Annotated in this window: 22 protein-coding genes; 8 read left to right on the top strand and 14 right to left on the bottom strand. The window is 62.0% G+C overall.

Going from position 1 to position 24,883, the window contains the following annotated elements:
- Positions 1–46: 46 nt before the first annotated feature.
- The 4 genes from QKE30_RS02170 to QKE30_RS02155 form a co-directional block, all read right to left on the bottom strand.
- Complete coding sequence (locus QKE30_RS02170; protein ID WP_239200263.1) at positions 47–832, bottom strand: GNAT family N-acetyltransferase; 786 nt, start codon at positions 830–832, stop codon at positions 47–49.
- Positions 833–895: 63 nt separating this feature from the next.
- Positions 896–2,287: a PhoH family protein gene (locus tag QKE30_RS02165; RefSeq protein ID WP_239200266.1), complete on the bottom strand. Its 1,392-nt coding sequence runs from the start codon at positions 2,285–2,287 to the stop codon at positions 896–898.
- 254 nt (positions 2,288–2,541) lie between these two features.
- Positions 2,542–3,183, bottom strand: coding sequence for a hypothetical protein (locus QKE30_RS02160; RefSeq protein WP_239200269.1), 642 nt, complete (start codon positions 3,181–3,183; stop codon positions 2,542–2,544).
- A 132-nt stretch (positions 3,184–3,315) separates the two neighbouring features.
- Positions 3,316–4,023, bottom strand: a complete 708-nt coding sequence (locus tag QKE30_RS02155) for a LysR substrate-binding domain-containing protein (RefSeq protein WP_239200272.1) — start codon at positions 4,021–4,023, stop codon at positions 3,316–3,318.
- A gap of 37 nt (positions 4,024–4,060) precedes the next feature.
- On the opposite strand from QKE30_RS02155, the gene QKE30_RS02150 reads away from it, so the two are divergent.
- Both QKE30_RS02150 and QKE30_RS02145 read left to right on the top strand, forming a co-directional pair.
- The gene (locus tag QKE30_RS02150) at positions 4,061–4,429 is read left to right on the top strand and encodes a DUF5997 family protein (RefSeq protein ID WP_239200275.1); all 369 of its coding nucleotides are present in this window, start codon (positions 4,061–4,063) and stop codon (positions 4,427–4,429) included.
- A 728-nt stretch (positions 4,430–5,157) separates the two neighbouring features.
- Positions 5,158–6,333 (top strand): acyl-CoA dehydrogenase family protein, encoded by a 1,176-nt coding sequence (locus QKE30_RS02145; RefSeq protein ID WP_035004419.1) that lies wholly within the window; start codon positions 5,158–5,160, stop codon positions 6,331–6,333.
- Positions 6,334–6,342: 9 nt separating this feature from the next.
- Here the strand turns inward: QKE30_RS02145 and QKE30_RS02140 are convergent, their stop codons facing one another.
- From QKE30_RS02140 to glyA, 3 genes are all read right to left on the bottom strand, one after another.
- The gene (locus QKE30_RS02140; RefSeq protein ID WP_239200278.1) at positions 6,343–7,143 is read right to left on the bottom strand and encodes an enoyl-CoA hydratase-related protein; all 801 of its coding nucleotides are present in this window, start codon (positions 7,141–7,143) and stop codon (positions 6,343–6,345) included.
- Positions 7,144–7,264: 121 nt separating this feature from the next.
- On the bottom strand, positions 7,265–7,900 hold the full coding sequence (locus QKE30_RS02135; protein WP_239200281.1) for an isochorismatase family protein: 636 nt from the start codon (positions 7,898–7,900) through the stop codon (positions 7,265–7,267).
- 81 nt (positions 7,901–7,981) lie between these two features.
- Entirely contained in the window at positions 7,982–9,292 is a 1,311-nt protein-coding gene (gene glyA / locus QKE30_RS02130) for a serine hydroxymethyltransferase (protein ID WP_347933983.1), read from the bottom strand.
- Between the two features lie 244 nt (positions 9,293–9,536).
- On the opposite strand from glyA, the gene coaA reads away from it, so the two are divergent.
- On the top strand, positions 9,537–10,463 hold the full coding sequence (gene coaA, locus QKE30_RS02125) for a type I pantothenate kinase (RefSeq protein ID WP_239200284.1): 927 nt from the start codon (positions 9,537–9,539) through the stop codon (positions 10,461–10,463).
- 57 nt (positions 10,464–10,520) lie between these two features.
- Here coaA and QKE30_RS02120 read toward each other — a convergent pair whose 3' ends face one another.
- From QKE30_RS02120 to mca, 3 genes are all read right to left on the bottom strand, one after another.
- Complete coding sequence (locus QKE30_RS02120; protein WP_239200286.1) at positions 10,521–11,291, bottom strand: isoprenyl transferase; 771 nt, start codon at positions 11,289–11,291, stop codon at positions 10,521–10,523.
- A 10-nt stretch (positions 11,292–11,301) separates the two neighbouring features.
- Positions 11,302–11,721 (bottom strand): hypothetical protein, encoded by a 420-nt coding sequence (locus QKE30_RS02115; RefSeq protein WP_239200289.1) that lies wholly within the window; start codon positions 11,719–11,721, stop codon positions 11,302–11,304.
- Between the two features lie 115 nt (positions 11,722–11,836).
- Complete coding sequence (gene mca / locus QKE30_RS02110; protein ID WP_347933982.1) at positions 11,837–12,745, bottom strand: mycothiol conjugate amidase Mca; 909 nt, start codon at positions 12,743–12,745, stop codon at positions 11,837–11,839.
- A 109-nt stretch (positions 12,746–12,854) separates the two neighbouring features.
- On the opposite strand from mca, the gene QKE30_RS02105 reads away from it, so the two are divergent.
- The gene (locus tag QKE30_RS02105) at positions 12,855–13,289 is read left to right on the top strand and encodes a DUF4307 domain-containing protein (RefSeq protein WP_035004424.1); all 435 of its coding nucleotides are present in this window, start codon (positions 12,855–12,857) and stop codon (positions 13,287–13,289) included.
- Between the two features lie 116 nt (positions 13,290–13,405).
- On the top strand, positions 13,406–13,927 hold the full coding sequence (gene greA / locus QKE30_RS02100) for a transcription elongation factor GreA (RefSeq protein ID WP_035004425.1): 522 nt from the start codon (positions 13,406–13,408) through the stop codon (positions 13,925–13,927).
- Positions 13,928–14,928: 1,001 nt separating this feature from the next.
- Here the strand turns inward: greA and QKE30_RS02095 are convergent.
- On the bottom strand, positions 14,929–15,834 hold the full coding sequence (locus QKE30_RS02095) for a Bax inhibitor-1/YccA family protein (protein WP_347933981.1): 906 nt from the start codon (positions 15,832–15,834) through the stop codon (positions 14,929–14,931).
- 205 nt (positions 15,835–16,039) lie between these two features.
- Here QKE30_RS02095 and QKE30_RS02090 point away from each other — a divergent pair, with 205 nt between their 5' ends.
- Complete coding sequence (locus QKE30_RS02090; protein ID WP_070487895.1) at positions 16,040–17,641, top strand: succinic semialdehyde dehydrogenase; 1,602 nt, start codon at positions 16,040–16,042, stop codon at positions 17,639–17,641.
- A gap of 84 nt (positions 17,642–17,725) precedes the next feature.
- On the opposite strand, the gene QKE30_RS02085 is transcribed toward QKE30_RS02090, so the two are convergent.
- From QKE30_RS02085 to QKE30_RS02075, 3 genes are all read right to left on the bottom strand, one after another.
- On the bottom strand, positions 17,726–18,844 hold the full coding sequence (locus QKE30_RS02085; RefSeq protein ID WP_239317273.1) for an NAD(P)-binding domain-containing protein: 1,119 nt from the start codon (positions 18,842–18,844) through the stop codon (positions 17,726–17,728).
- A gap of 7 nt (positions 18,845–18,851) precedes the next feature.
- Positions 18,852–19,550 (bottom strand): SDR family oxidoreductase, encoded by a 699-nt coding sequence (locus tag QKE30_RS02080; RefSeq protein ID WP_347933980.1) that lies wholly within the window; start codon positions 19,548–19,550, stop codon positions 18,852–18,854.
- A 79-nt stretch (positions 19,551–19,629) separates the two neighbouring features.
- Positions 19,630–21,276 carry an NAD(P)H-hydrate dehydratase gene (locus QKE30_RS02075; RefSeq protein ID WP_347933979.1) on the bottom strand — a complete coding sequence of 549 codons (1,647 nt, stop codon included), beginning with the start codon at positions 21,274–21,276 and terminating at the stop codon, positions 19,630–19,632.
- A gap of 200 nt (positions 21,277–21,476) precedes the next feature.
- Between QKE30_RS02075 and QKE30_RS02070 the strand changes: the two genes are divergently transcribed.
- The gene (locus QKE30_RS02070; RefSeq protein WP_347933978.1) at positions 21,477–23,561 is read left to right on the top strand and encodes an acyltransferase family protein; all 2,085 of its coding nucleotides are present in this window, start codon (positions 21,477–21,479) and stop codon (positions 23,559–23,561) included.
- 139 nt (positions 23,562–23,700) lie between these two features.
- The gene (locus QKE30_RS02065) at positions 23,701–24,879 is read left to right on the top strand and encodes a hypothetical protein (protein WP_347933977.1); all 1,179 of its coding nucleotides are present in this window, start codon (positions 23,701–23,703) and stop codon (positions 24,877–24,879) included.
- The last annotated feature ends 4 nt before the right edge of the window (positions 24,880–24,883 follow it).

Below are 24,883 nucleotides of genomic sequence, written 5' to 3'. Positions count from 1 at the left end.
CTCGGGAACGTGCCTGAGAAACGTGCTTGGGATACGTGCTGGAAAGTTACTCGGACTTTTCTGCCGATTCCTCAGCGTTTTCAGAGCTGCCCGCGTTGCTAGCGCTCTCAGCGTTGCCCTCAGCGTCGCCCTCGTCGGGGTGGTCCAGGTTCTCCTGGTAGTACTTCCATGCCGGGCCGCCCTCGAGAATCTTCTCCATCACCATGTTGTGGCGCCACGTGCCCTTCTTCGGCCCGTAGTTCATGTGAGACATGCAGTGGAACACTCCCACTTCCTCGAAGCCTCGGGAGACGTGCAGCCGCACGGAGCCTTCGTTCTCCGGGAAGATGCTGGAGTGCATCGCCCAGTGGCCCTGCTCTGCGGCCTCCTTGAGCAGCCTGTCGAGCAGGCTGCCGGCCACGCCCTTGCCGGCGGCGTCATTGTGGACGTAGATCGAGTCCTCCAGCACCCCGTCGAACACGTCGCGGTGACTGGCGGAGGTGGCAGTGATCCACCCCAGGATCTTCTCCTCATCCTCCCCAAGCCCCGCGGCCGCCGCAGCTGCGGGATCCGTGTCGATGGCAACGAAGGAGAGCTCGGGCAAGCGGTGGCGCATGAAGTCATCCCACGCTTCGGGCGCGCTTTCCTCAAAGGTAGCCTCGCCCGTATCCATACCGGTCTGCAGGATCTTCTGGACTTGCGGATAGTCCTTCTCCTCCATCAGGCGGATGGAGATAGCCTGCTTGGCACTGTCCTTGGCGTTGTTGCCAGCACTGCTATCTGCGGCTCTCCCTGCAGTGTTCGCAGCGTTCCCAGAGTGCGCAGTGTTACCTGCGGTGTTCGCGGAAGTCATGGAAGAAATTGTGCCCTAAAACCCATCGTTTACGCCACCTGACTACCGGCAGCTGTGAGCGAACTATCCTTTTTCCAACAGATTCGTCACCAGTTCAGCGATCGCGGAACGCTCGGACCGGGTCAGCGTAACGTGCGCGAACAGCGGATTGTTCTTCAGCTTTTCGATCACCGCCTGGATTCCGTCGTGGCGCCCTACCCGCAGGTTATCGCGCTGCGCAACGTCGTGAGTCAGTACAACGCGGGAGTTGCGCCCCAGGCGAGAGAGCACTGTTAGCAGGACGTTGCGTTCGAGTGACTGGGCCTCGTCCACAATGACGAAGCTGTCGTTGAGGCTGCGGCCACGGATGTGCGTCAGCGGCAGCACCTCCAGCAACCCGCGGGCGTCGATCTCCTCCAGCACGTTGTCGCTCACCACCCCTTCCAGGGTGTCGTACACCGCCTGCGCCCAGGGGTTCATCTTTTCCGTCTCACTACCGGGCAGGTAGCCCAGATCCTGGCCGCCGACGGCGTACAGGGGGCGGAAGACGACGATGCGCTTGTGTTCACCGCGTTCTAGCACTGCCTCCAACCCGGCGCACAGCGCCAGAGCGGATTTGCCGGTGCCCGCGGAACCGCCGAGACTGACAATGCCAACCTCGTTATCCAGCAGCAGGTCCAACGCCACGCGCTGCTGGGCGCTGCGCCCCCGGATGCCGAAGGCTTCCAGGTCGGTGGGAACCTGGCGGACCATTCCGTCGCCCATCGAACGCGCCAGAACGGACTGGCTGCCCGCGGTCAGCTGCAAGCCGCAGTGGATCGGCAGCTCGTCGACCTCGTCGCCGTCTACCGTCAGGGCGCCGGAGATGTCGGCCTCCCCCACGTCGTACAACTCGTCGATGATGCTGGTGGGCACCTCCGCGCGAGCCATGCCGTTGTACCCGGTTAGCACGACGTCCTGGGCGTGGTACTCGTCGGCGTCAAGACCAACGGCGCCGGCCTTCACACGCAGCGGCACGTCCTTCGTCACCAGCGTGACGTTGTGCCCCTCCGCTCGCAGGTTCAAAGCGCAGGCCAGGATGCGGTGATCGTTCTGTTCTCCGCGCAGGCCCGTGGGCAGCACGGACTGGTCAACGTGGTTCAGCTCAACCTGTACGGTGCCGCCAGCTTCATTGACGATGCTGGGCATGTCCAGTCGACCGTGCTCCTGACGAAAGTCCTCGAGCATGCGCAAGGCCTGCCGGGCGAACCAGCCGAGTTCCGGGTGATGGCGCTTGCCTTCGAGTTCACTGATGACGACGACGGGGAGGATGATGCGGTGTTCCGCAAACTTGATGAGTGCCCAGGGATCGGATAGCAACACCGAGGTGTCAAGGACATAGGTGCTTAGGCCGAGCTCTGCGTCGGAATGGGCGTTGAGAGCCTGCTCTGCCTGAAAGTTCTGATGTGCCTGATCGGTGGGTGCGGCGGAAGTCATGGAGGTGGTGCTCCTTGTAAGGGATTATGAGTCAATCAACCCGGACGTTCCACGCCGCAAAAGCTACGCTTTACATCCGGGAAACGGATGAGGTGGGTAGTTGTTACTTGCTTCGGACACCCTCGACGCTATGCGCACCGCATGGAAATTACATTGTTGTCAGATGAACTCTGGGTAAACATAAAAAGCCCCAGGCTTCGGGGCAGTTCCTGCCCCTCACCTGGGGTTATCAAGTTCTACTTGAGGGTTAGAACTTAGCGCTTCTCGATGGTCTCGGAGAACTGACCGGACTCGTCCTTGGCCCACGTGATGGTGCCGTTTTCGAAGGACTGGGTCCAGCCGTTAGCTGCGTCGCCCTTCTCCGGAGCGGTCGGCAGACCCAGCTCGTTGTCCAGGCCGCCGCCGTTGTTCCAGGTCTCGCCGATCTTGCCGATCAGCGGAACTGCACCGTGGTCCTTGGAGTTGGCGATCCAGCCCTTTTCGAAGGTTGCCAGGGAGCCGTTCTCGCCCTCGGTAAACTCGGCGAGCTTACCGAAGGAACCGGACTCGCCGCCCTCGTTGTCCCAAGCGGTCTTGACGTCCTTCGGCAGCTCAACTTCTTCACCGCTAGCGGTCTGGACCTTCTCGGTCTCACCCTCGGCGCCCTCTGCGTCTGCGCCCTCAGAGCCCTCAGCGTCAGCACCCTCAGCCTCGGACTCGCCGTCCTCGCCTTCACCGGCCTTCGCGGTAGCAGAGTCGGCAGCCTCGCCAGCCTTCTCAGTAGCGGAGTTTGCTGCGTCGCCAGCCTTGTCCTTGGCGTCCTCAGCATCGTCAGAGCATGCAGCAGCACCGAATACCAGAGATGCACCTGCAGCCAGTGCCACTGCGGAACGACGGAAGCGCTTGTTGGAGTTCATTACTAATACCTTTCTGTCGGCTCTTTTTCAGCTCTCGCTTATTGCAAAAGCAATACCCCTCCATTCCTAATAGTGTTCCAACGAAAAATGCACGTGTTGTTGAGGATCTTTAACCCAATCGGAACCAATTCTTTATTTTCGCCGCGCGCCTTGAGAGGTCTTTTTCTTACCTCTTTTCTTTGTTTTATCTGCATTTTTATGGACGCCACCACGCCCACGCTTAGCCACCTGTCGCGAGCTGCTCGCGGTGCGCCCTTTACATATCCCAACGAAGTCCTGGATGACGTCACTGTCGGATTCGGTAAGCCACATCAGGGCCACCCGGGTGCGGGGGCACGTGGTGGCGTCAATCCCCGAAAGATCCCGATGCACCACCCCGCGCTGGTTAATAGCCCGCAGCAAGGGACGCGGCGCGACGGCAATGCCAACATTGGCGGCAACCACCTGCAGGGCTTCGCGCAGAGCTGCCACATTATCCCAGCCGGTAGGAGGGGTGACGTACATAAGTTTCTCGTCGGCCAGCTCCCGGAAGTTGATGGAATCCATGACCCTGGCGGGATGCTCCTTGGGTGCGGCAACGCCGATCTGCTCCTCGTAGAGGGCAACTTCGTGCATGTCAGCCGGGCGCTCGAACCCTTCCGCCGGGAGACGCACCAAGGCAACATCCGCCTGGCCTGCGCGTATATAAGGCAACGGGTCATCGGTGCCCGCGCTGGCGATCTTCCACCCGGGAACCCGCTCGTCAAAACGGCGGAACCACTTATCCGGCTGCACGCCAGTGCTAAAGACAACTTTTAGGTGCTGGCGCGGTTTCGCGGCGTGGTTCTGCTGAGTGGGCATGGCACCAATAATAGAGCCGTTCATTAGAATGATGAACATGACTGACGCGATCCCAAGTTACAAGTCCGGCCCGCCCATGAAGCCCGCCACCGCCGCAAAGAAGCTGGCCATCTACCTTCCAGCCACGCCGCAGGAGTTCCAGGATTCCGCACTTACCCATGAGCAATTCGTGGAGCTGCAGAAGAACCCGCCCGAGTGGCTACAGACGCTGCGCCGAGAGGGGCCACACCCCCGCCCCGAGGTAGCTCGCAAGCTGGGCATTAGCATTACGTCGCTGAAGAACAATGACATGGACAAGCCACTGACGACCGCGGAGATTAAGGCATTGCTTGAAAAGCAGCCGGAGTGGCTGCGAGAGGCTCGCCGTAAGTTGGCTAGTGAGCGCGAGGAGACGGGGCGTCAATAAGTTCAGCTAGAGGCGGCATAAGAATAAGAAAAAGGCGAGGATAAGCCCGATATTTCGGACCTTTCCTCGCCTTTTCGCCTTTGGCCATTGACCTTGGGCCTTCGATGGTGACGAGCCATCAGAAGCTTTATCCGGTAAGCAACCTCCAGGTGACGAAGCTGACGGTTGCCGGGTAACCGGATGAACAACCACAGCACCTCGGAGGAGAAAGTGGCTACCGATGCTCGTGCGCTTCGGGGAGAAGAGAGAAACCCTCGTCGCATGAATACTGCGCCGACAACTGAACTTTCGACAGGTGCTGCAACATATTCCACAACTGCAGTGCGCCTCAGGTGACTAGCCTGCGACACATCCAAGAGGTTAGCCAAGCCTCACCTGGCTTGTCAATATTTAAACAACAAAAATGTTGAATAAATAGTTGACCTGGGCTTTTTTCAGGCGGGGGTGGCTAGATCTGCCCGCAGGGGTGAAGTGGCAACCATGTGCGACACATAACAGTGTGTTTTCGCCCAATATCGAGGGGTTTCCTTGTACTTTCACCCCAAAGAAATGCTATTCTCATAAACAACGCAGAGATGCACGTCACAATAGCGATGTAACATCGAGCTGCAACACACAGAAATCTCTATAACCGACATTGCTGCCACTGGCGCTACGCACGCTGCTGGTATTCCAGTAGTTCAAGTTCGGCAGTTCAAGCAGCCAACGTCTTGGTTTGAAAGGAACCCATGAAGAACTTCCTGCCACGCAACATTTTCGAAGAAGAGCACAACATGTTCCGCGAGGCCTGCGCGGACTTCGTGAAGGCCGAGATCGCCCCGAACGTTGACCGCTGGCACGAGCAGGGCTACTGCGACCGCGAGATGTTCCAGAAGGCCGGTCAACAGGGTCTGCTGGGCATGATGGCTCCGGAGGAGTTCGGCGGCGGCGGTATGGAGAACGACTACCGCTTCAACGCTGTGCTGACCGAGGAGCTGGCTAAGGCTGACTCCGGTTCCGTTATCGTGGGCATCCAGACCATCAACGACCTGGTCATCCCCTACCTGCAGCGCTTCGGCAACGACGAGCAGAAGGAGCGTTTCCTGAAGCCGCTGTGTGCCGGTGAGAAGATCGCCGCACTGGCAATGACCGAGCCGGGCGCAGGTGCCGACCTGGCTGGCATCCGCACCTTCGCGAAGAAGGACGAGAACGGCGACTACATCGTCAACGGCGCGAAGACCTTCATCTCCAACGGTGTCCAGGCAGACTTCACCCTACTGGTCGTCGTCACCAACCCGGAGAAGGGCCGCGCAGGCGTTTCCATGCTGATCGTTGAGGACGGCATGGAGGGCTACACCAAGACCGGCCCGCTGAAGAAGGTAGGCCTGAAGTCCCAGGACACCGCTGAGCTGTCCTTCGAGGACACTCGCGTTCCGAAGGAGAACCTGCTGGGCGAAGAGGGCGCCGCATTCGGCTACCTCCGCACCAACCTGGCACAGGAGCGCCTGTCCATCGCCGTGGGCTCCATCGCTACCTCCCGCCGCGCATTCGACCTGGTTTACAAGCACTCTCAGGACCGCAAGACCTTCGGTCAGCGCCTGATCGACCACCAGGCATACCGCTGGGAGCTGGCCAAGATGGCCACAAACATCCAGGGCTCCCAGTCCTTCGTTGATGCCTGCATCATGGAGAAGGTCAACGGCACCCTGGACGAGGTCACCGGTGCAATGGCTAAGTACCAGACCACCGAGCTGCAGATCGAGGTTGTCAACGAGGCTCTGCAGCTGCACGGCGGCTACGGCTTCATGCTGGAGTACCCGATCTCCACCCACTACCTGGACTCCCGCGTCCAGCCGATCTACGGCGGCCCGAACGAGATCATGATCGAGATCATCTCTCGCCGCCTGGCCAAGGGCGATAGCTAGGGTCTAGCCTTACTCCCCCTTAAACTGCGGTGGTCGCTTTCCTAGGAAGGCGGCCACCGCTTCGCTATGGTCGGCGGTGTTAAACAGGCGCAGCTGTGCCTCTGCCTCCGCTGCGGCAGCCTCGCTGATCGCCGCAGTGTTCTTCACCAGTGCCTTCATCTCCTTGTACGCCGCGGTCGGGCCGGCGGCGAAGCTGTTGGCCAGTTTCTCCACGGTCGCTTCGAGATCCGCTGGCTCCACAAGCTGCGCTACCAGGCCCAGCTCTGCGGCTTCCTCGGCGGGCACCTTGCGGTCCAAGAGCAGCAACTGCAGGGCCTTAGCGCGGCCCACGCAGTCGACGAGGGTCTGTGACAGGCCCGAATCCGCCGCCAGCCCCACGCCCGTGAAGGCGCCCTTGAAAGAGGCGGCGGTGGACATCACGCGGAAGTCGCAGGCCATTGCCAGTCCCCAGCCCGCGCCTGCCGCCGGCCCCTGGATCGCGGCGATCGTCGGCACGCTGATCCCGGCGAGGAGCTCAGTCATGGGGTTGTACTCCTCCACCACCTTTTCCATCCCCGTGCGGTTCTGCGTGTCGCGCAGCTGTTCCTTCAGATCCTGGCCAGAGCAGAACGCCTTGCCATTGGCGCGCAGAACCACTGCGCGCACTGCGGAGCCGAGTTCTTCCGAATCCTTTTGCGCATTGCGGAATGCCTCGATCAGCGCGAGACGCAGCCCTTGGTCTAGGGAGTTGTATGCTTCTGCGCGGTTGATGGTGATGTAACGTACGCCGGCTTTGTCTTCGACCAGTACAAGATTAGTGTTTTCGCTCATACTGGATACGCTACGTGGAGCGGCTGCGTAAAGCTGTGCTTTGGGCAGATGCTGTCGTGGTTTCTTGTCTAGTGACGCCCCCTCGCCATCGCCCTCTTGTGTACCCGCTAGCGCGGGATGGCTAGCGTGGTTGGGCGATAACCTCGGCGCCGGCAGCCCTGAGGGCGTCCAGAGCCTGGGTAGCGCCATCCTCGCTCACCGCGGCGCAAAGTTCCTCGATGACCGTCACGCCGAAGCCCGCCCGGAGCGCATCTTCGGCTGTAGCGCGCACGCAGAAGTCGGTGGCGATGCCCACGATCGTCACGTTTTCTACCTCGTGGGAGTTCAGCCACTGCTCAAGTGTCTGCTCCTCGCCCGCGAGGTGACCTTCGAAGCCAGAATATGCGGCGGTGTATTCGCCCTTGTGGAACCAGGCGTCCACCAGCTCGGGGTTCAGCTCGGCACAGACCTGCGCGCCGTGCGTGTCGGCTACGCAGTGGACCGGCCAGGTGTCCTTGTAGTCCGGCTCCTCCCCTTCTGGCGCGAAGTGGCCTTCGGGCTTGATGTGCCAATCCTTTGTGCCGACGATAAGCGGGCGGGCGGCAACGGAGGAACCGTCGCCTGCTTCGACTTCCTCCTCGGCGTGCACCAGGCCGCCCAGCCAGGCGTTGATCCCCCGTGCCACTTCTAGGCCCCGGTCGGTTCCCAGGGAACCATCGACGAAGTCGTTTTGAACGTCGACGACGATGATTGCATCCTTCACCTGCGTGCTGACCATAGTGCTAAACCCCAATTCTTATAGCCGCTATTCTCAAAGCCGCTTGCCTTGAAGCTGCCTGTCTTGAAGCCGCTGGGCTCCTTAGACCAGCTTCCAGTCTTCCAGGCCCTCGTACAGCGGGAAGTCCGCGGCAATCTTATCCACGCGGGCGCGCAGCGCAGCAATGTCCGCGTTGCCGGCCAGAGCAGTACCAATGATGTCCGCAACCTCGGTGAAGGCCTCGGTATCCAGGCCACGCGAAGCCAGGGCAGAGGTGCCGATGCGCAGGCCGGAGGTGACCATCGGCGGGCGCGGGTCGAAAGGCACTGCATTGCGGTTGACGGTGATGCCAACCTCGTGCAGCAGGTCTTCGCCCTGCTGGCCATCCAGCTGAGAGTTGCGCAGATCAACCAGCACCAGGTGTACGTCGGTGCCGCCGGTGAGCACCTGCACGCCAGCGTCCTTCGTATCCTGAGCGTTCAGGCGCTCAGCCAGGATCTTCGCACCCTCAAGGGTGCGCTGCTGACGGTCGCGGAACTCGTCGGTCTGTGCAACCTTCATGGCCACGGCCTTGGCGGCAACGGCGTGCATCAGCGGGCCACCCTGCTGTCCCGGAAATACGGAAGAATTCAGCTTCTTGGCGTACTCCTGCTTAGCCAGGATCATGCCGGAGCGCGGGCCACCCAGGGTCTTGTGCACGGTGGTGGAGACCACGTCAGCGTGCGGAACCGGCGACGGGTGCAGGTCCGCGGCAACCAGGCCAGCGAAGTGAGCCATGTCCACCCACAGCTTCGCCCCGACCTCATCGGCGATGGACTTGAAAGCTGCAAAGTCCTGGTGGCGCGGGTAGGCGGACCAGCCGGCGATCAGCACCTGCGGCTTCTCTGCAATGGCCTGCTCGCGGATCTTGTCCATATCCAGGCGGAAGGTCTCCGGATCCACCTCGTATCCGGCGACCTCGTAGAGCTTGCCGGAGAAGTTCAGGTGCATGCCGTGGGTCAGGTGGCCACCGTGTGCCAAGGACAGGCCCATGATCTTGTCGCCCGGGTTAGCCAGGGACATCAGGACTGCTGCGTTGGCCTGTGCACCAGCGTGCGGCTGCACGTTGGCGAACTCTGCACCGAAGACCTGCTTGGCGCGGTCGCGGGCCAGGTCCTCGACGACGTCCACGTGCTCGCAACCACCGTAGTAACGACGGCCCGGGTAGCCCTCGGCGTACTTGTTGGTGAGCACCGAACCCTGTGCCTGCAGCACAGCGCGCGGCACGAAGTTCTCCGAAGCGATCATCTCCAGGGTTGTGCGCTGGCGGCGCAGCTCACCTGCGATGGCTTCTGCGACCTGAGGATCCAGCTCCGCCAAAGGAGTGTTGTGCTGTTGCGAGTTCTGAGTGGACGAATTCTGCGGAGAAGTCACGTCTACCAAGGCCTTCCATTGTGGATGAATCTAAGAAAGATAAAACCGGTTGCTTATCTGCATCACCATCATAGCGAGTGCCCGCAGCGCCCTATACCCAACCCATACCTCATCCCAACCCCAGCCCACACCCACCCCACTGCCAAACTATTGCGGTCTCATTGCGACCCCATTGCGTTCCCATTGCGGTCCCATGACAAACCCAAAGCGATCCAATTTCACCTTGCCCCATTTTCGGGGCACAATGGGTGCTATGACTTCCCCCAGCCCTTACATTGAGCTGGACCGTACTCAGTGGCGCACCTTGAGAAAGTCGATGCCCCAGGTCCTCACCGAAGATGAACTGGAACAGCTCCGCGGCATCGGCGACGAAATCGACCTGGAAGAAGTCTCCGAGGTCTACCTGCCACTGTCTCGCCTGATCTTCCTGCGTGTCGAGGCGCACCGCAGGCTCAACGCCGCTACCGAAACGTTCCTCGGCGAGGCAATGCCGCAGATCCCTTACATCATCGGCGTCTGCGGTTCCGTCGCCGTAGGCAAGTCCACCACCGCCCGCGTGCTGCAGGTTCTGTTGCAGCGTTGGGAGACAAACCCGCGGGTGGACCTCGTAACCACCGACGGCTTCCTGCTGCCCACCGCAGAACTCGAGCGCCGCAAGCTCATGCACCGCAAGGGCTTCCCGGAGTCCTACGACCAGGCGGAACTGCTGAGCTTCATCACCAAGGTGAAGTCCGGCACCCAGAAGGTGCAGGCGCCGGTGTACTCCCACGAAGCCTATGACCGCATTCCGGACCAGACCATCACCGTCGACCGCCCGGACATCCTCATCGTCGAGGGGCTGAACGTTCTGCAGACCGGCCCCACCCTCATGGTCTCCGACCTCTTCGACTTCTCCGTTTACGTCGATGCCCGGCGCGAGGACATCGAGGATTGGTACATCGACCGCTTCCTGCGCCTGAAGAACACTGCGTTTAAGGATCCGAAAGCGCACTTCCACCACTTCGCCAACTTCAGCGATGAAGAGGCCACCGTGGTCGCTAGGGAAATCTGGCAGACCGTGAACCTGCCGAACCTCATGGAAAATATCCTTCCCACCCGCGTGCGTGCCTCTCTAGTACTGCGGAAGGGCCCGGACCACCTGGTGCAAAAAGTGCGGATGCGGAAGATCTAGCCCCGAGCTCTATCGCGGGCAGTTATCGTCCGCGCCCTATCGCCGGTTATCCCCGGCTTAAAGCCCGAAGCGACGGTGCCGCTGCGAGTAGTCGCGCAGCGCGCGCAGGAAATCCACGCGCCGGAAAGCCGGCCAATAGGTATCGGTAAACCAGATTTCCGAGTACGCGGACTGCCACAGCAGGAAACCGGATAGGCGCTGCTCCCCCGACGTGCGGATCACCAGGTCCGGATCCGGCTGCCCCGAGGTGTACATGTGGTTCCCCAGCGCCTCGGCGGTGATTGCCTCCGCCATATCCTCCGGCGCGGTCCCCTGCTCCGCCAGCTCGGCCACGAGGGTCTGCACCGCATCCACGATCTCCTGGCGCCCGCCATAGCCCACGGCCACGTTCACGCGCACGCCCGTGTGGTCGTCCGTTTTGGCCTGGTTTTCTTCCAGGCGAATGCGTAGCTGTTCAGGCAGTAGCTCCAGGTGGCCGACGGTGCGCAGCTGGAACCCGGCGTCAGAATCCGCCAATTCCTCGGCAACGTCACCAATGATGCTGCACAGCAACGACAGCTCCTCCGGGGAGCGCTTCAGGTTTTCGGTGCTGAGCAGGTACACCGTGACGGTTTCGATCCCCAGTTCATCGCACCATCCGCACATTTCCGCGATCTTCTTCGCGCCTACGCGGTGGCCGTGCGACACATCCGTGAACCCGTTCTCGCGCGCCCAGCGGCGGTTGCCGTCGGCCATGATGGCGACGTGCTTCGGCCGCGGCTTATCGCGCAGCGAGCGCGCCAGGCTGGCCTCGTACGCTGGGTATAGCAGCTGGGGGATGCGGTTCACGGTATTGATCCTACTGATGCTGGTTCGGGGGTTCTTCGCCATCCTTATTGACGCCCTTAGCCCGCGCCCGTTCCGCGTCAATAGCAGCGGGGCCGGTCAGTGTGCCGGAGGAGGGCAAGAAACGCTCATCTGTCTGCGGCACCTCGGTTCGGGCAAACATGGAACGCTTGCCGGCGGTTTCGTCGAAGCCTTCGGCCTTCATTGCAGCTTCCAGCTTCTCCGTGTCGAACAGATCAATGCCACGCGCATTGGCGAAAGCCTGGCGGCGCTCGAGGCGGCGGATGCGCTTGTTCATGGCGAAGCCGATGAGCAGCACAACCAGCAGCAAGATGACGATCACGAACAGGCCCACGGGGGCGGCCTTGCCGAACTCGGCGCCCTTCGGGCCGGTGCGCTCTGCCTGCGCAATGATCCAGGTGGCGGTGTTCATCGCTGGAAACTCCTTCTTGTTATCTGCCCATTAACTGTAGTTTGTCGCTCGCCTGTGGGGAAACCCTGCGCTGCGTGAATCAGGCTTGTGCTGCGTGAATCAGCCCAGTGCTGCGCTAATCCGCCGAATCCAGGCCCGCGAAGAGTTCCGTCTCCGGCAGCTCGCTGTGCACGCGCGACTGCGCGAGCTCGAACTCCTCGGTAGGCCACACCTGCTGCTGCAGATCCGTGTCCGCAAGGAAGAACGCCCCCTTCGGGTCAATCTGAGTGCGGTGGGCACGCAGCGCATCATCGCGGCGCTCGAACCAGTTGGCGACATTCACGCGGGTAGTCACGCGGGAGAAAATATCGGGCAGCTGCCTCCAGATCTCCAAGTGCCGCAGGACGTGCTCCGGCAGCTGCGCGCCGCGCTCGTACATGGCGGTGGCCAGGTTCTCGAAACGCTCGCGGATGAAGCCATGGGTGTAGTAGAGCTTCTTTACCTCCCAAGGTTCGCCGAGCTCCGGATGGTAGTTCGGGTCGTCGGCAGCCTCCCAGGCACGGACGGAAACCGCATGCACCTTGATGTGATCCGGGTGCGGGTAGCCGCCGTACTCGTCATAGGTGATGATGACGTGCGGACGGAACTCACGCACCACCCGCACAACGTTCTGTGTGACCTCTTCCGTGTCCTGCAGGGCAAAGCAGCCCTCCGGCAGTGGCGGCTTCGGGTCGCCCTCCGGCAGGCCGGAATCCACATAACCCAACCACTCATGCTCCACACCCAGGATGGAGGCTGCCTGAGCCATCTCCTCGCGGCGCACCTCGATCATCTCTCCGATGCCCTGCTCGGCCAGCTCCTGCATCTCTGGGTTCAGGATGTCCCCGCGCTCACCGCCGGTGCACGTCAGCACTTTCACCCGGTGCCCCTCATCAACATAGCGAGCCATGGTGGCCGCACCCTTGCTGGATTCGTCGTCCGGGTGCGCATGAATCGCCAACAGGCGATAACGCGGCGTAACTGCGGAAGATGTCTTTTCACTCACGCCAATACAATCTACTACCCAGCCCTCCCCTGCCCAATAGAGCCACCAGTCCAGGCAGCCCGGGGACGTGGGCGTCAATAATAAAAGGGTGGGCTAGACTAGAGACATCATGAACGCGGCGAAGAAGAGCATCCAAGAAGAGCGCTACGGCGAAACGCGCAACCAGAAATTCTCCGGGAAAATCGTTGTGGTAATCCTGGCCGTAATGCTGGCAGCGGCGCTGACTTATGCGGTCACGCAGTTCATGCGTAATTCGGAAGCGGATGTCACGGCGCAGGAATCCGGCGGCGAGATCGTCTCGGACGAGCGCATGACCATGAGCATCGACGTCACCCGCAAGGATCCCTCCAAGCCCGCGTACTGCATCGTCACCGCCCTGGACTACGACAAGAACGAAGTCGGGCGCCGCGAGTTTGTCGTGCCACGCGGCGGCGAAGAAGTAGAGCGCTTCCTAGTGGACATCCCCACCCGCGAACGCGGCTATGCAGCCACGGCCTACGGTTGCTCCGCCACGCTGCCGCCGCACCTCGACCCGCGCGACTAGGCCGGGCAGCCCAGGTAGCCTGGCGCCCAGGTGCTACACTTTGCACGCCTACTTAATAATCTATTGACGCCCACGTGAGAGACCGCGTCAACCTTCAACGAAGATGGGAGAACCCAATGGCCGAGAACCAGACTCGCTGGCTGACCCAGGAATCTTACGACCGACTGAATGCAGAGCTGACGGCTCTGAAGGAGAACCGTCCGGTGCTGGCAGCCGAGATTAACGAGCGCCGTGAAGAGGGCGACCTCAAGGAGAACGGCGGCTACCACGCAGCCCGCGAGCAGCAGGGCCAGGAGGAGGCTCGCATCACCTACCTGGAGGAGCTGCTGGATAACGCCACCATCGGTGAGGCTCCGCAGGAGTCCGGCGTGGCACTGGTTGGTTCCGTGATCCACGTCTACTACGACGGTGACGAGGACGATAAGGAGACCTTCCTGATCGGCACCCGTGGCCTGGAGTCTTCTAACCCGGACCTGGAGACCTACTCCACCGATGCTCCGCTGGGTGCGGCCATCGTCGGCGCCAAGGTCGGCGAAACCCGCGAGTACCAGACCCCGACTGGCGATACTGTATCTGTGACGATCGTGGCAGCTGAGCCTTACGACCCGGACCTGGACGTTCCGCGCGCGGAGCAGTAGTTTCTGCCGGTTGAGCTGGGCTTTAGCTGGGCTAGTTTGCGGCTGGCTGGGCTTGCCCGGGCTAGTTTGCGGCTGGCTGGGCTTGCCCGGGCTAGTTTGCGGCTGGGCTTTTAGCTGGGGCTGGCTGAGCCGGTTGCATTTATGAAGGGCGCTGCGGGCGCCCTTCTTGTTTTCCTCTGCCTTGCGGGCCTCCCCCTGCAGGGTCCAATGCCACTCCGGCGCGCCCCACTACCTCCCGGGCTCAATGCTTGCCCCTACAGGATCCAATGCCACCCCGGCTGCACTTTTCCCACCCAGGCAGCGCCCTGTGCGCCCCTCGGAGGGTTAAATGTCGGAAAAGTTGCAATTTGTTATTGGGAGACATTCTCACTTACCTAAACTTGCAGGTCAGAGCGTTTTGGTATTCACGCATCGATAGCAGGAATTTTAGTTTTGCAACTTTTCCGACATCTAGGCCTGAGAACTGCAATTTTTCCGACATTCTCCCGTCCCGCACTCCCCTTTTCTCTACCCCGCCATTCCCCTTAGCCCCACCCTGAAAGAGGTTAAACCTCCAGATGTCGCCAGATCGAGAATACACAGGAGGGAACCCCGCCAAATCAGGGCAATACCGGGCTGGATGTCGCTAGAACGGGAATACATTCTTGATAACCATTCTCAACTATAAGAAAATGCAGGTCAGAGCGCTGCGCCTTCATCAGGCCGACTGGTCGCGCCCGCGTATTCCCGATCTAGCGACATCTGTCCATGTCCACGCCCGCGTATTCCCGATCTAGCGACATTTTCCCCTGCCGGCGCCCACGTATTCCCGATCTAGCGACATTTCCCCCCTTAGCTGCGAAACCTCCCGCATACAGACAGCAAAATTCCCCGCCCTAGCGGCAATATCCCCCGCACAAGAGCAGCCAACTCCCCCTCTCCGCACACCGGCAGCAGAAAAAGGCTCCCGGTAAACCGGAAGCCCCTCAACTAACAGCGCCCCAGCGCTAGCTCCTAAAGCGCTAGTCCCTGAAGTAGGACAGCAGGCGCAGGATCTCGGTGTACAGCCAGACCAGGGTGACGGCCAGACCCAGTGCCACGCCCCAAGCCATCTTCGACGGAGCACCCGCGCGGACCAGACGATCCGCCTGGTCGAAGTCCAGCAGGAAGCTCATTGCTGCAATGCCGATGCAGAACAGGGAGAAGATGATAGCGATCGGACCACCGTCACGCAGGATGCCTGCGGAGCCCGTAACCAGTGCAAACACCAGGTTGCCCAGCGCCAGAACCAGGATGCCGATCATGGCGCCCACCAGGAAGCGAGTGAACTTCGGAGTCACGCGGATAGCACCGGTCTTGTACACAAACAGCATGCCAATGAACACACCAATGGTTCCCAGAACCGCCTGGGCGATGAGCATGCCGGCGTCAGTATCACCAACCGCAGCACCAGACAGCAGGAACGTAAAGCCACCGACGAACAGACCCTCGAAGGCAGCGTAGGTCAGCGTGACCGGCGCAGAGTCGTACTTCTTGCCGAATGCAGAAACCAGAACGGCGATCAGGCCACCGATCATGCCGACGAAGGTCAGGATCATCGCCAGGCCGGGGTTGCTCAGGCCAATGATGAAGTTCACCACTGCCAGAGCGATGATCACGGCCAGCGTGATACCGGTCTTGGTAACAACGTCATCGACGGTCATCGGACGGTCGGCGCTGCCGGCCTGGCCGTAGTTGGATGCGTCCTGCATGCCGTAACCCATAGCGGCGGTCTGTACACCGCCGTGAGCGGAGGTCGCGTAGGGGTTCATCCCCTGCTGGCCATAACCGCCCTGCTGGCCGTAGCCACCCTGGTTGCCCTGTTGTGCGAACGGGTGCTGGCCCTGGTTCTTGGCCAGCGACCCCATGAACGGGTTCGAGCTCTTCATTCTTTAGTACTCCAAAGTTGTGCTGGTCATTTTCGGTGCCGGAGCCTAGCAATAAGCCACCGGCGCTTTCGCGTACATCCTACCAACGGCTAAGCCTGCTTAAAGGTTCCCACAAGCAAAAGTTCGTGCTCTCGCGACTATTCATTTGCTTAGAAATGTTCTAGATCGAACACACTCCCCCGGCCTTTTAGGTAGTCTCCCAAACATGAAACGAACCAACTACAAGCGCCTATCCGTAGCCGCTCTGCCCGCCGACCTGGAAGTAGAGCTGCGCGAGCTCACCACCAACGCCCGCCTGCACAACCTCAACGACGATTACGACGGCAAGCGCCTGGAGATCGAGGCTCCCTTCCTCGGCGAGACGATCGGCTGGGTCGCCAGCGGTGACGCCGACGATGTCACCGAAGCCTTCCGCTTCGCCCGCCGCGCCCAGCAGTCCTGGGTGCATGTCCCCTTCGCCGAGCGCAAGCGCATCTTCCGCCGCTTCCACGACCTGGTTTTAAAGAACGCCGAGCTGCTCTGCGACATGGTGCAGCTGGAGACCGGCAAGAACCGCGCCAGCGCCTTTGACGAGGTCATGGACGTCGCCAACAATGCGCGCTACTACTCCAACAACGTGGAGAAGTTCATGAAGCCGCGCAAGCGCGCCTCGGCGATGTCGATCATGGCGAAGTCCATCGAGTACCGTCACCCGCTGGGCGCGGTCGGCCAGATCAGCCCGTGGAATTACCCGCTGTCCCTCGGCATTGGCGACGCGATCCCCGCGCTCCTCGCCGGAAACGCTGTGGTCGCTAAGCCCGACTCTGCTACGCCTTTTACCTCGCTTTTGGTCTTTAAGTTTCTTTTTGACGCCGGACTGCCGCGCGACCTGGTGCAGTTAGTTACCGGGTCCGGCCGCGTGGTTGGTAGTGCCATTGCGGATCAGTGCGACTTCTTGATGTTCACTGGCTCCACCGCAACGGGCAAGGTTTTGGGCGAGCAGGTTGGCCGTCGCCTGATCGGCTACTCGGCCGAGCTGGGTGGCAAGAACCCGCTGATTATCGCCAACGACGCGGACGTCAACTACGCAGCCCGCGGAGCTATCGATGCGTGCTTCTCTAACTCCGGTCAGCTGTGTGTTTCCATCGAGCGCATCTACGTCGAGCGTGCATCCTACGAGGATTTCGTGGGCGCGTTTTCCTCTCGCGTGCAGTCCATGAGCCTAGGCAGCGGCTTCGAGTGGGAGACGCAGATGGGTTCGCTGGCTTCCGCCAGCCAGCTGGAGACCGTGGAGAAGTACGTGGAGGACGCCCGCGAGAAGGGCGCGAACATCCTGTGCGGTGGCAAGAAGCGCCCAGATCTGGGGCCGTACTTCTACGAGCCGACGGTCATGGTGGACGTTCCAGAGGATGCGCTGCTGCGCACCGAGGAGGTCTTCGGGCCGGTGGTGTACATCGAGCCGGTGGAGGATCTGTACGACGCGATCGAGCTGGCCAATGACACGGACTACGGCCTGAACGCTTCTGTGTTTGCCGCCGACGACACTGCCTGGAAGATCGGCCCGAAGATCGAGTCCGGTTCGGTGGCTCTGAACGATGGCTACACCTCCAGCTGGGCGGCCATCGATAACCCCATGGGCGGCATGAAGGAATCCGGTGTCTCCCACCGCCACGGCGCGGAGGGGCTGCAGAAGTACACGGCAACACAGAACGTCACCTCGCAGCGCTTCATGTACTTCCGCGGACCGGAGTCCCTCAGCCGGAAGAGCTTCTCCAAGGTCATGCTCACCCTGCTGAAGGCCGGCAAGACCTTCCGCATGCTGCCGTAACTGTGCTGAAGTAGCGCCGAAACTGCGCCGTAGTTTCACAGTAGGCCTTGCGGCAAAGCCCGCCGCGCGATGCTCGCGCTACCGTCACCCTCGGGTGGCCGCCACTACCTCGGCGGCCACCCTTTTTGCATGCACTCCAACGCCAGTGATGGTGGCGGAGCCTGGACCCACCCAATCGCCATAGCCCACGAGGAAGAGGCCGGGGTGCTGGGGCGAGGGGGCGTCACCACGAAAAGAGAGCAACCCGCGAAAAGGGCCGAGGGCGGGGCGGAAGCCGGTGCACCAGATCAGGTGGTCGGTGGTGACTTCGTCGAGGGAGGAGAACATCGGGGTGGGGCGCAGGTGTCCGGAGTCTCGGGCGCGGCGGACCGCGGGAAGCATGACGATGTCCCCGAGGCTGGAATCGGCGCCGGGGTCTTCCTTACCTGCGGAAATGGCGAGGTAGCGTTCGCGGTTGCGGCGGAAGAGCTCCGCGCCATCGACGTCGTCCGGCATCCAGCGGGGCGGGTGGCGGACGAACCAGGTGACGTCGGCGACGTCGGCGCCGTCGGCCAGGTCGGCGGCGATCTGTGCTCCCGAGTTAGCCGCTCCCACGACGGCCACGGAGGAACCGGCGAACGGCTCCGGCCCCGGGTAGGTGGCGGTGTGCCACTGCTGGCCAGCAAACTTGCCGGGATAATAGGGAACGAAAGGCGCGGACCACGTGCCCGTGGCGGCGACGACGGTGCGGGCACGCCAGGTGTGGGAGCGCAGGGTGTGGGAGGAGCTAGTCGGGCGGGCAGCGCCGCTACCCGGGCGGGCGTGCAGATGAAACAGCCCGGTCGGCTCGTCGTACTCCACCCGGTCGATATGCACGGGACGGATGACGGGCAGATCGTAACGGCGCTCGTATTCGCGCAGGTAGTCGACCACATGGCCGGGCGGTGGATAGCCCTTAGACCCTTCGTAACTGGGCATCGGCATGCCCGGAAGGTTGGAGAAGTTGGCGGCGGAGAACAACGTCATCGACGGCCACATGTGCCGCCAGGCCCCACCCGGTTCCGGCTGATCGTCGAACACCGCAAAGTCGGGAGCTTTGCGGCTCCGCCTTCCCTCCCGGCGCAGGTAGAAGGCCGTGGCCAGTGCGGACTGGCCGCCGCCGACAATGGCGCAGTCCAGGATGCGGTTTGGATCGCGGTTTAGGTCAGATTCTGGGCGTGCCATGTAATACTTAGCGCCCGTTGGCCGGGCGGATCGTCAGAGACTCGATCATCGCATCGTCCGTCGCATCAACGGCGAGGCGCACGGCCTTCGCCACCGATTCCGGGCGCAGGTACTGGGTTTCGTCATAATCCGCTTCGGCCACGCCGCGATGGGACTGGATCTGGCGCTGCATGTCGGAATTAACCTTGCCCGGGTGGATGGAGCTCACGCGGATCTTGTTGCGCTGCTCCTCCCGCAGCGCATCGGTGTAGGCACGCAGGGCGAACTTCGTGGTGGCGTATGGCCCGAAGCCCACGCTGGAGCGATAGCCCGCGCCGGAGTTGATCGTCACCACGGTTCCGTGCACCGCCTGCAGCACGCCGAGCAGCTGCCGGGTGAGCTCCGCAACGGCAAACAGGTTGATGTCGAAGGCGTGTTTCCACTGTTCAGGAGTGGTTTCGGTGACCGGGTCGTGCGCCACCACACCCGCGGAGTGCACCAGCACATCCAGACTATCGAGCCCCAGCTCAGCCACGGCTGCACCGATGCCTTCCGTATCGGCGAGATCCGCCACGAAGCCTTGCGCGCTTGGGAACTGGGAGGCAACGTCGTAGGCCTTCTCCGAGCTGCCGCCGATGATCAGGTGGTAGTCGTCCTGCAGTTCGCGGGCAATCGCCAGGCCGATGCCTCGCGTGCCACCGGTGATCAGTGCGATCTTGCGATCCATTGTTGCTTTCCCTTCTATTGCTCTCGTGTTCTCTTGCTCTGTGCCCTTGCGCGTTCTCGCGTTATTCGTAGTCGGGCGCCTACCCCTGCACCACTGTGCCCAGCCACGCCGTCGCATGCGGGATGTGCTGCGCGATCTTCAGCGCCGAGGTCGGTGCCGGGCCGTACGGGGTAAGGGAGGATATATATGACGCCGCAGCGTGGATAGCCACACCAACCGCAGCTGAATCGACCACGTAGTCTGCCTCGTGCGCCTCCAACTCGTACTGGCCGGCTTCTGTGTATCCGGTGTCCCGAGCCCGCTTGCCGGCATCGCGCGCCACCAGCGCGCCCAGAATTCCCGCTAATACGTCGCCGGATCCGGGAGTAGCGGCCCAGGACGATGCGGTATCGACAACCACAGTGCGCTGTGGGTTGGCGATAATGGTGAAGCGGCCCTTCAGCAAAACCGTGCAGTTCAGTTCACGTGCCAGCCGTTCTGTGGAGGTGATCCGGTCCGGCGATTCCGCCGGCAGTCCGGCCGCCTTAGCCAGCCGGTCAAACTCCCCGTCGTGCGGGGTGAGCAGCGTGGGAGCGTTGCGAGCACGCAGGATCTCTAGAACGTCAGGGTTCTTCGCCAGGACGGTGATCGCGTCGGCGTCCAGAACCAAGGGCTGCACCATGTCTAGAACGGCGAGCAGTTCGTCGCGGGCATCGCGATCCGTGCCACGACCGGAGCCAACCATGCGCGCCTGCACCTGCCCCGCCCCGCGAACCACAGGGTGCACAACGACTTCCGGGGTGGTCGCCAGAACGTATTCGGGGTGCTCGCCGATGTAGCGCACCATCGAGCTGGTGGTGTTCACCGCCGCGAGCGTGGCCAGCACGCCTGCTCCCAGATAGTCCTTGCTGCCCGCGCAGATGCCCACTACCCCGCCGGAGTATTTGTCGTCCACTGCGCCCGGTTCGGCGGGCAGTTCCCCAGGCAAGGGTTCCGGGCTGCCGAGCAGCTGTGCAGCCATGTCTTCCGGCGCTAGGCGTTCGACCGGCGTGTGCCACAAAGAGACAGTGCTTTCGAGCCTAGACAGCTCGGCGGAAAGCATAGAACCATCGTCCAGGCCGATGTCCTCGCACAGCACCGTCCCGCACTCGGCACTGAGGCCGTGCGCCCGGCGCAACCCACCGAAAGTGACGGTCACGTCGGCACTAACGTGCCTGCCCGGCGCCTTGCCGGTATCGGCGACCACACCGCTGGGAAGGTCGATGGCCAGCACGCGCGGCCGGTGCTTCCCGCCGGTGCGAACCCCCTGGGGCTTTCGCAGGAACTCGTCGACCTCCACCGGGATCTCACCACGCCCGCCGAGGCCGAACATCCCGTCGACGATCACGCGATAACTGTCTGCTCGCTCCAGGCCGACGAAGCTGCCACCCGCCGCAGTGAAGGCCCGCGCGGCGCGCTCGTGCACGCGGTCGGCGCCTTCGAGCGGGAAGGCCTCGACCTTCCTACCCTGCATCGCAAGAACCGCGCCAGCGTACAACGCATCGCCGCCGTTGCCACCCGGGCCGACCAGCAACAACACGGAACCTTCCGCAGCGCCCGCCGACTCCTCTGCTTTGGCCAGCATCTTTTCCGCTACGACCGCCACCGCGTGCGCGGCAGACTGCATCAGCTCGTCCTCCCGCTGCTCGCGGGGGAACAAAGCCGCCTCGGCCGTGCGGATGTCCTGGGCTGTGTAAAGAGTGCGCATGTCTCCCATGATAGGTGTGCAACGCACCTACCCTGCGCTCGAACCAGACCCCAAGCCTCGCCCACGTGGTGGCGTCCTAAAGAATCGTTTCCCAAAGGTTCCCCAAAGGGCTAGACTGCAAAGTCTGAACTGACGCGCCGGCGGCGCGCATAAAACCTCATAAGCACCTCACTTTTTGGATAAAGGTTCACTCGCTTCACATGCCTCGCCCAATAAACAAGAATCAGCGGTACGTATCCGGACTCGACGGGCTGCGGACGATCGCAGTTGCCGTGGTTGTGCTGTACCACCTGCACGTTCCCGGCTTCGTCGGGGGACTCATGGGCGTGGGCGTGTTCTTCACGCTGTCGGGTTACCTCATCACCGCGAACCTCATGCGTTCGTGGGACAAGAAGGGCAACCTGACGCTCCGCACCTTCTGGCTGCGCAGGTTCCGGCGCCTTATGCCGGCGGTGATAGTCACGCTGCTTGCCACTCTGATTCTGACTGCGGCGCTTGCCCGCGACGAGCTCACCGATCGTTTCTGGGAAGCGCTTTCCGCCCTGTTCTACGTGAACAACTGGCACACCATCTTCCAGGAAAAGTCCTACTGGGATAACTTCGGCGGGCCGAGCCCGCTGAGTCACATGTGGTCGCTGTCCGTCGAAGAGCAGTTTTATCTGCTCTGGCCTCTGGTGCTGCTTGTGCTTCTGGTTGTTACCCGCTCGCGGATTGGTGCACTGATTGGCTCTTTGCTGCTGACGGGCGCCTCCTTCGCCTGGATGTGGGTGCTGGCAACCCCGGGGATGGACAACACCCGCGCATACGAAGGGACCGATACCCGTGCCGGCGGCCTGCTGCTGGGTGCGTGCCTGGCGATTTGGCTATCCTCCCGCCGCCAAGCGGGTAAGTCCGTCGAACCTGCGAAAAGCACCGCGAACCTGTTTGGCCTTATCGGCCTGGCGGGCATCGTGGCGCTTGTTGTGCTGGTGGAGCAGGAATCGATGTTCTTGTACCACGGCGGGCTAATTCTGCTTTCCGTAGCTTCCGTGCTGGCGATCTTCTCCGTTCTGCACCCGCAGAGCCTGTGGAGCCGGGTGTTGGGCTTTAGCCCGATCCGCTGGCTCGGCGAGCGTTCCTATGGCATTTACCTGTGGCACATGCCGGTAATTGCCTTCATGCCGCAGTCATGGCTGGAGAACAACAAGCTGCTGGCCAGCATCATCACCATCGGCGTGAGCGTGGCTCTGGCCGCCATCAGCTGGACGCTGATCGAGGATCCGATCCGCAAGCACGGCGTGATCCCGCCGATCAAGGCATGGATGCGCAGCCGCAAGGCAGACCGCGAGGTCGGCGACAACCGCGACAGCTCTGGCACGCCTGTGGGCATTTTCCGCCAGCCGTTCCCCACCTACTTCACTTCCGGTGCCGCTGTGGTGCTGGCCGCGGTGGTCGCTATTGGTGCGACGCCCATTAGCATCAACCCCACGGCATCCCAGCAGGAAGCTGGCGCGGGCAAGGGCGGTGAGCCCGCAATGGAACTGGATCCTTCGCAGCGCCCGGGTGGCGCTGGGAAGGCTGCGGGGTCGCAGAACCCCAATGCTGAGGAGCCTGCCGAAGATGTCGACCAGGAACCGGATTCCAAGCTGATGAGCTGCAAGCGCGTGGTGCATGTCGGCGATTCCACGTCCATCGGCATGTTCGCCAACGACATGGTGAACGATCCCGAGAACACGGCCTTCGAGACGTATCTGAAGTACGGCGCAGAGGAAGTCATCGACAGTGTCTTCGGCGCGCGCAACACCACCGAGGGATGGCAGTCCGAGGACGGTTCACAGAGCTACCCGCCGGCCATCGACTCCGTGCAGGAGCTGCTGCCCACCGCCGCTGGCCCGGATACCTGCTGGGTTATCGCTACCGGTGTGAACGATGCGGCTAACTACGCGGCGGGCGCAAACCTGGCAGCCCCGGAGCGCATCAAGATCATGATGGACATTCTGGGCGACCAGAAGGTCATGTGGCCGACGGTCACCACCAACACCAACGAGGGCTACTACGCGAACTCCAACATGGAGGAGTTCAACCAGGCTCTGCGTGACGCGCAGAAGGATTACCCGAACCTGCGGATCTACGACTGGGCCGCCGAGGCGAAGCCCGAGTGGTTTGCCGAGGGCGATTTCGCCCACTACGGCCCCGAGGGCAACAGCCAGCGCGCCGAGCGCTTCCCCGCTGCCCTGGCCAAGGCCTACCCGAAGTCGAAGGGCGGCCAGCCCTCCGACGAGTTGGTGGTGAACTCCGGACTGTAGGAGCAAACCCCCAAGAACGTAAACTCCCAAGAACGTGCGGAAACACACTAAGCTTCTGTACGTTCTTCTTTAATGCAATGCTTATGCAACGCTCGTGAGATTAGCGCCCATAAGCAGTCCAACGTGTAGGAGCCCAGGCGTGGAATCACCGGAAAACGGCAGCCGGAACCAGCGAGACCAGCGAAGCCAAAGAAACCAGTGGAACTCGCAGAGCTCAGGGCCATCGAATAACACTCGCAGTTCGCGCGACTCGCGTAATGAGTGGAGTTCGCGGAACGAGTGGAAGACCGTGGTGCGCTCGGACGAGACCCCGGCCGCCGACACCGATGCGAAAACCGGCTCCACCACGCACCCCTCCACGGAGCCTTTCGAACCGGTATCGCCGCCCCAACAGCCAGCTTTCAATCCCATTTCAGCCCCAGGCCCCAGCCCCAGCGCAGGCCCCGCACCCGTGTTCGGCCCGGGCATGGCTCCCCCACCTGCGGCAGCGCAGGCCATGGCGCAGGTTCAGCCTCCGAAGAAAAGCTCGGCACTTCTGCCGGCAATCGTCACCTTCATCGTCTGCGTCCTGCTGCTGGCAGGTGGCCTGTTCGGATACAAAAAGCTCACCGAACCCGCCGGTAACGAAGCTGACTCCGGCAGCAAGCCCTCCGCAGCATCCGGCGCAGCACCTGACGCAAGGGACGACGAGGGGGCTGACGCAGATCCAGCGGCAGAAGACTCCGACGACGGGGGCGACTCCGACGGATCCAGCGAGTCCGGGGAGCAGTTCGACGCCGCCGACCTGGTCCCGCGGATGGCCTCAATGACGGTGCCCGACTTCAGCGTGCTCGAAGATGCCGAACGCTCCGATGAAACGAACTTTCCGGCAGTCACTTTGAGCGATGGCGTGTACGGCGAACCCGGCTATGGTTTCAACATCAGACTCGGCAGCAACGATCCAAGCGGCGATCGCGACAAAATCTCCCCAATCTACGCGCAAGGCGACCTTAACGGTGACGGGGAGGACGAAATCGTCGTGCAAATGTACAGCAACCGGGGAGGAAACAGCTTCGTCAACCACTTCGTGGTGTACGACAAGAACCTCACCCCGATGGGCTACACCCAGGTGGATGACCTCGACGAAGATCTGCCGACGATGGGTCTGCGAGGCCAGACGGCCGACGAGGTGAAGATCGAGGATGGAAAGCTGTTCTTCGACTACCTCGGATACGGCGATTCAGACCCGATGTCCTCCCCCTCCCAGCGCACGCAGGTCTACCTGACCTGGAACGGCGGCACGGACTTCGAGCTAGCCGAGCCGCCGACCTTCCTCTGACCCC

Source organism: Corynebacterium sp. c24Ua_83 (assembly GCF_039907245.1).
In the GTDB taxonomy this organism is placed as follows: Bacteria; Actinomycetota; Actinomycetes; order Mycobacteriales; family Mycobacteriaceae; genus Corynebacterium.
This window is presented reverse-complemented; position numbering and strand designations above follow the sequence as displayed.

Bases quoted from the DNA above. Each gene is read 5' to 3' on its own strand.
- QKE30_RS02095 (WP_347933981.1), bottom strand. From the start codon at position 15,834: ATGAAGAGCTCGAACCCGTTCATGGGGTCGCTGGCCAAGAACCAGGGC.
- QKE30_RS02115 (WP_239200289.1), bottom strand. From the start codon at position 11,721: ATGAACACCGCCACCTGGATCATTGCGCAGGCAGAGCGCACCGGCCCG.
- QKE30_RS02085 (WP_239317273.1), bottom strand. From the start codon at position 18,844: ATGGCACGCCCAGAATCTGACCTAAACCGCGATCCAAACCGCATCCTG.
- QKE30_RS02145 (WP_035004419.1), top strand. From the start codon at position 5,158: ATGAAGAACTTCCTGCCACGCAACATTTTCGAAGAAGAGCACAACATG.
- QKE30_RS02150 (WP_239200275.1), top strand. From the start codon at position 4,061: ATGACTGACGCGATCCCAAGTTACAAGTCCGGCCCGCCCATGAAGCCC.
- QKE30_RS02070 (WP_347933978.1), top strand. From the start codon at position 21,477: ATGCCTCGCCCAATAAACAAGAATCAGCGGTACGTATCCGGACTCGAC.
- QKE30_RS02165 (WP_239200266.1), bottom strand. From the start codon at position 2,287: ATGACTTCCGCCGCACCCACCGATCAGGCACATCAGAACTTTCAGGCA.
- coaA (WP_239200284.1), top strand. From the start codon at position 9,537: ATGGGTGCTATGACTTCCCCCAGCCCTTACATTGAGCTGGACCGTACT.
- QKE30_RS02140 (WP_239200278.1), bottom strand. From the start codon at position 7,143: ATGAGCGAAAACACTAATCTTGTACTGGTCGAAGACAAAGCCGGCGTA.
- QKE30_RS02135 (WP_239200281.1), bottom strand. From the start codon at position 7,900: ATGGTCAGCACGCAGGTGAAGGATGCAATCATCGTCGTCGACGTTCAA.
- QKE30_RS02170 (WP_239200263.1), bottom strand. From the start codon at position 832: ATGACTTCCGCGAACACCGCAGGTAACACTGCGCACTCTGGGAACGCT.
- greA (WP_035004425.1), top strand. From the start codon at position 13,406: ATGGCCGAGAACCAGACTCGCTGGCTGACCCAGGAATCTTACGACCGA.
- QKE30_RS02160 (WP_239200269.1), bottom strand. From the start codon at position 3,183: ATGAACTCCAACAAGCGCTTCCGTCGTTCCGCAGTGGCACTGGCTGCA.
- QKE30_RS02075 (WP_347933979.1), bottom strand. From the start codon at position 21,276: ATGCGCACTCTTTACACAGCCCAGGACATCCGCACGGCCGAGGCGGCT.
- QKE30_RS02155 (WP_239200272.1), bottom strand. From the start codon at position 4,023: ATGCCCACTCAGCAGAACCACGCCGCGAAACCGCGCCAGCACCTAAAA.
- QKE30_RS02090 (WP_070487895.1), top strand. From the start codon at position 16,040: ATGAAACGAACCAACTACAAGCGCCTATCCGTAGCCGCTCTGCCCGCC.
- QKE30_RS02105 (WP_035004424.1), top strand. From the start codon at position 12,855: ATGAACGCGGCGAAGAAGAGCATCCAAGAAGAGCGCTACGGCGAAACG.
- QKE30_RS02080 (WP_347933980.1), bottom strand. From the start codon at position 19,550: ATGGATCGCAAGATCGCACTGATCACCGGTGGCACGCGAGGCATCGGC.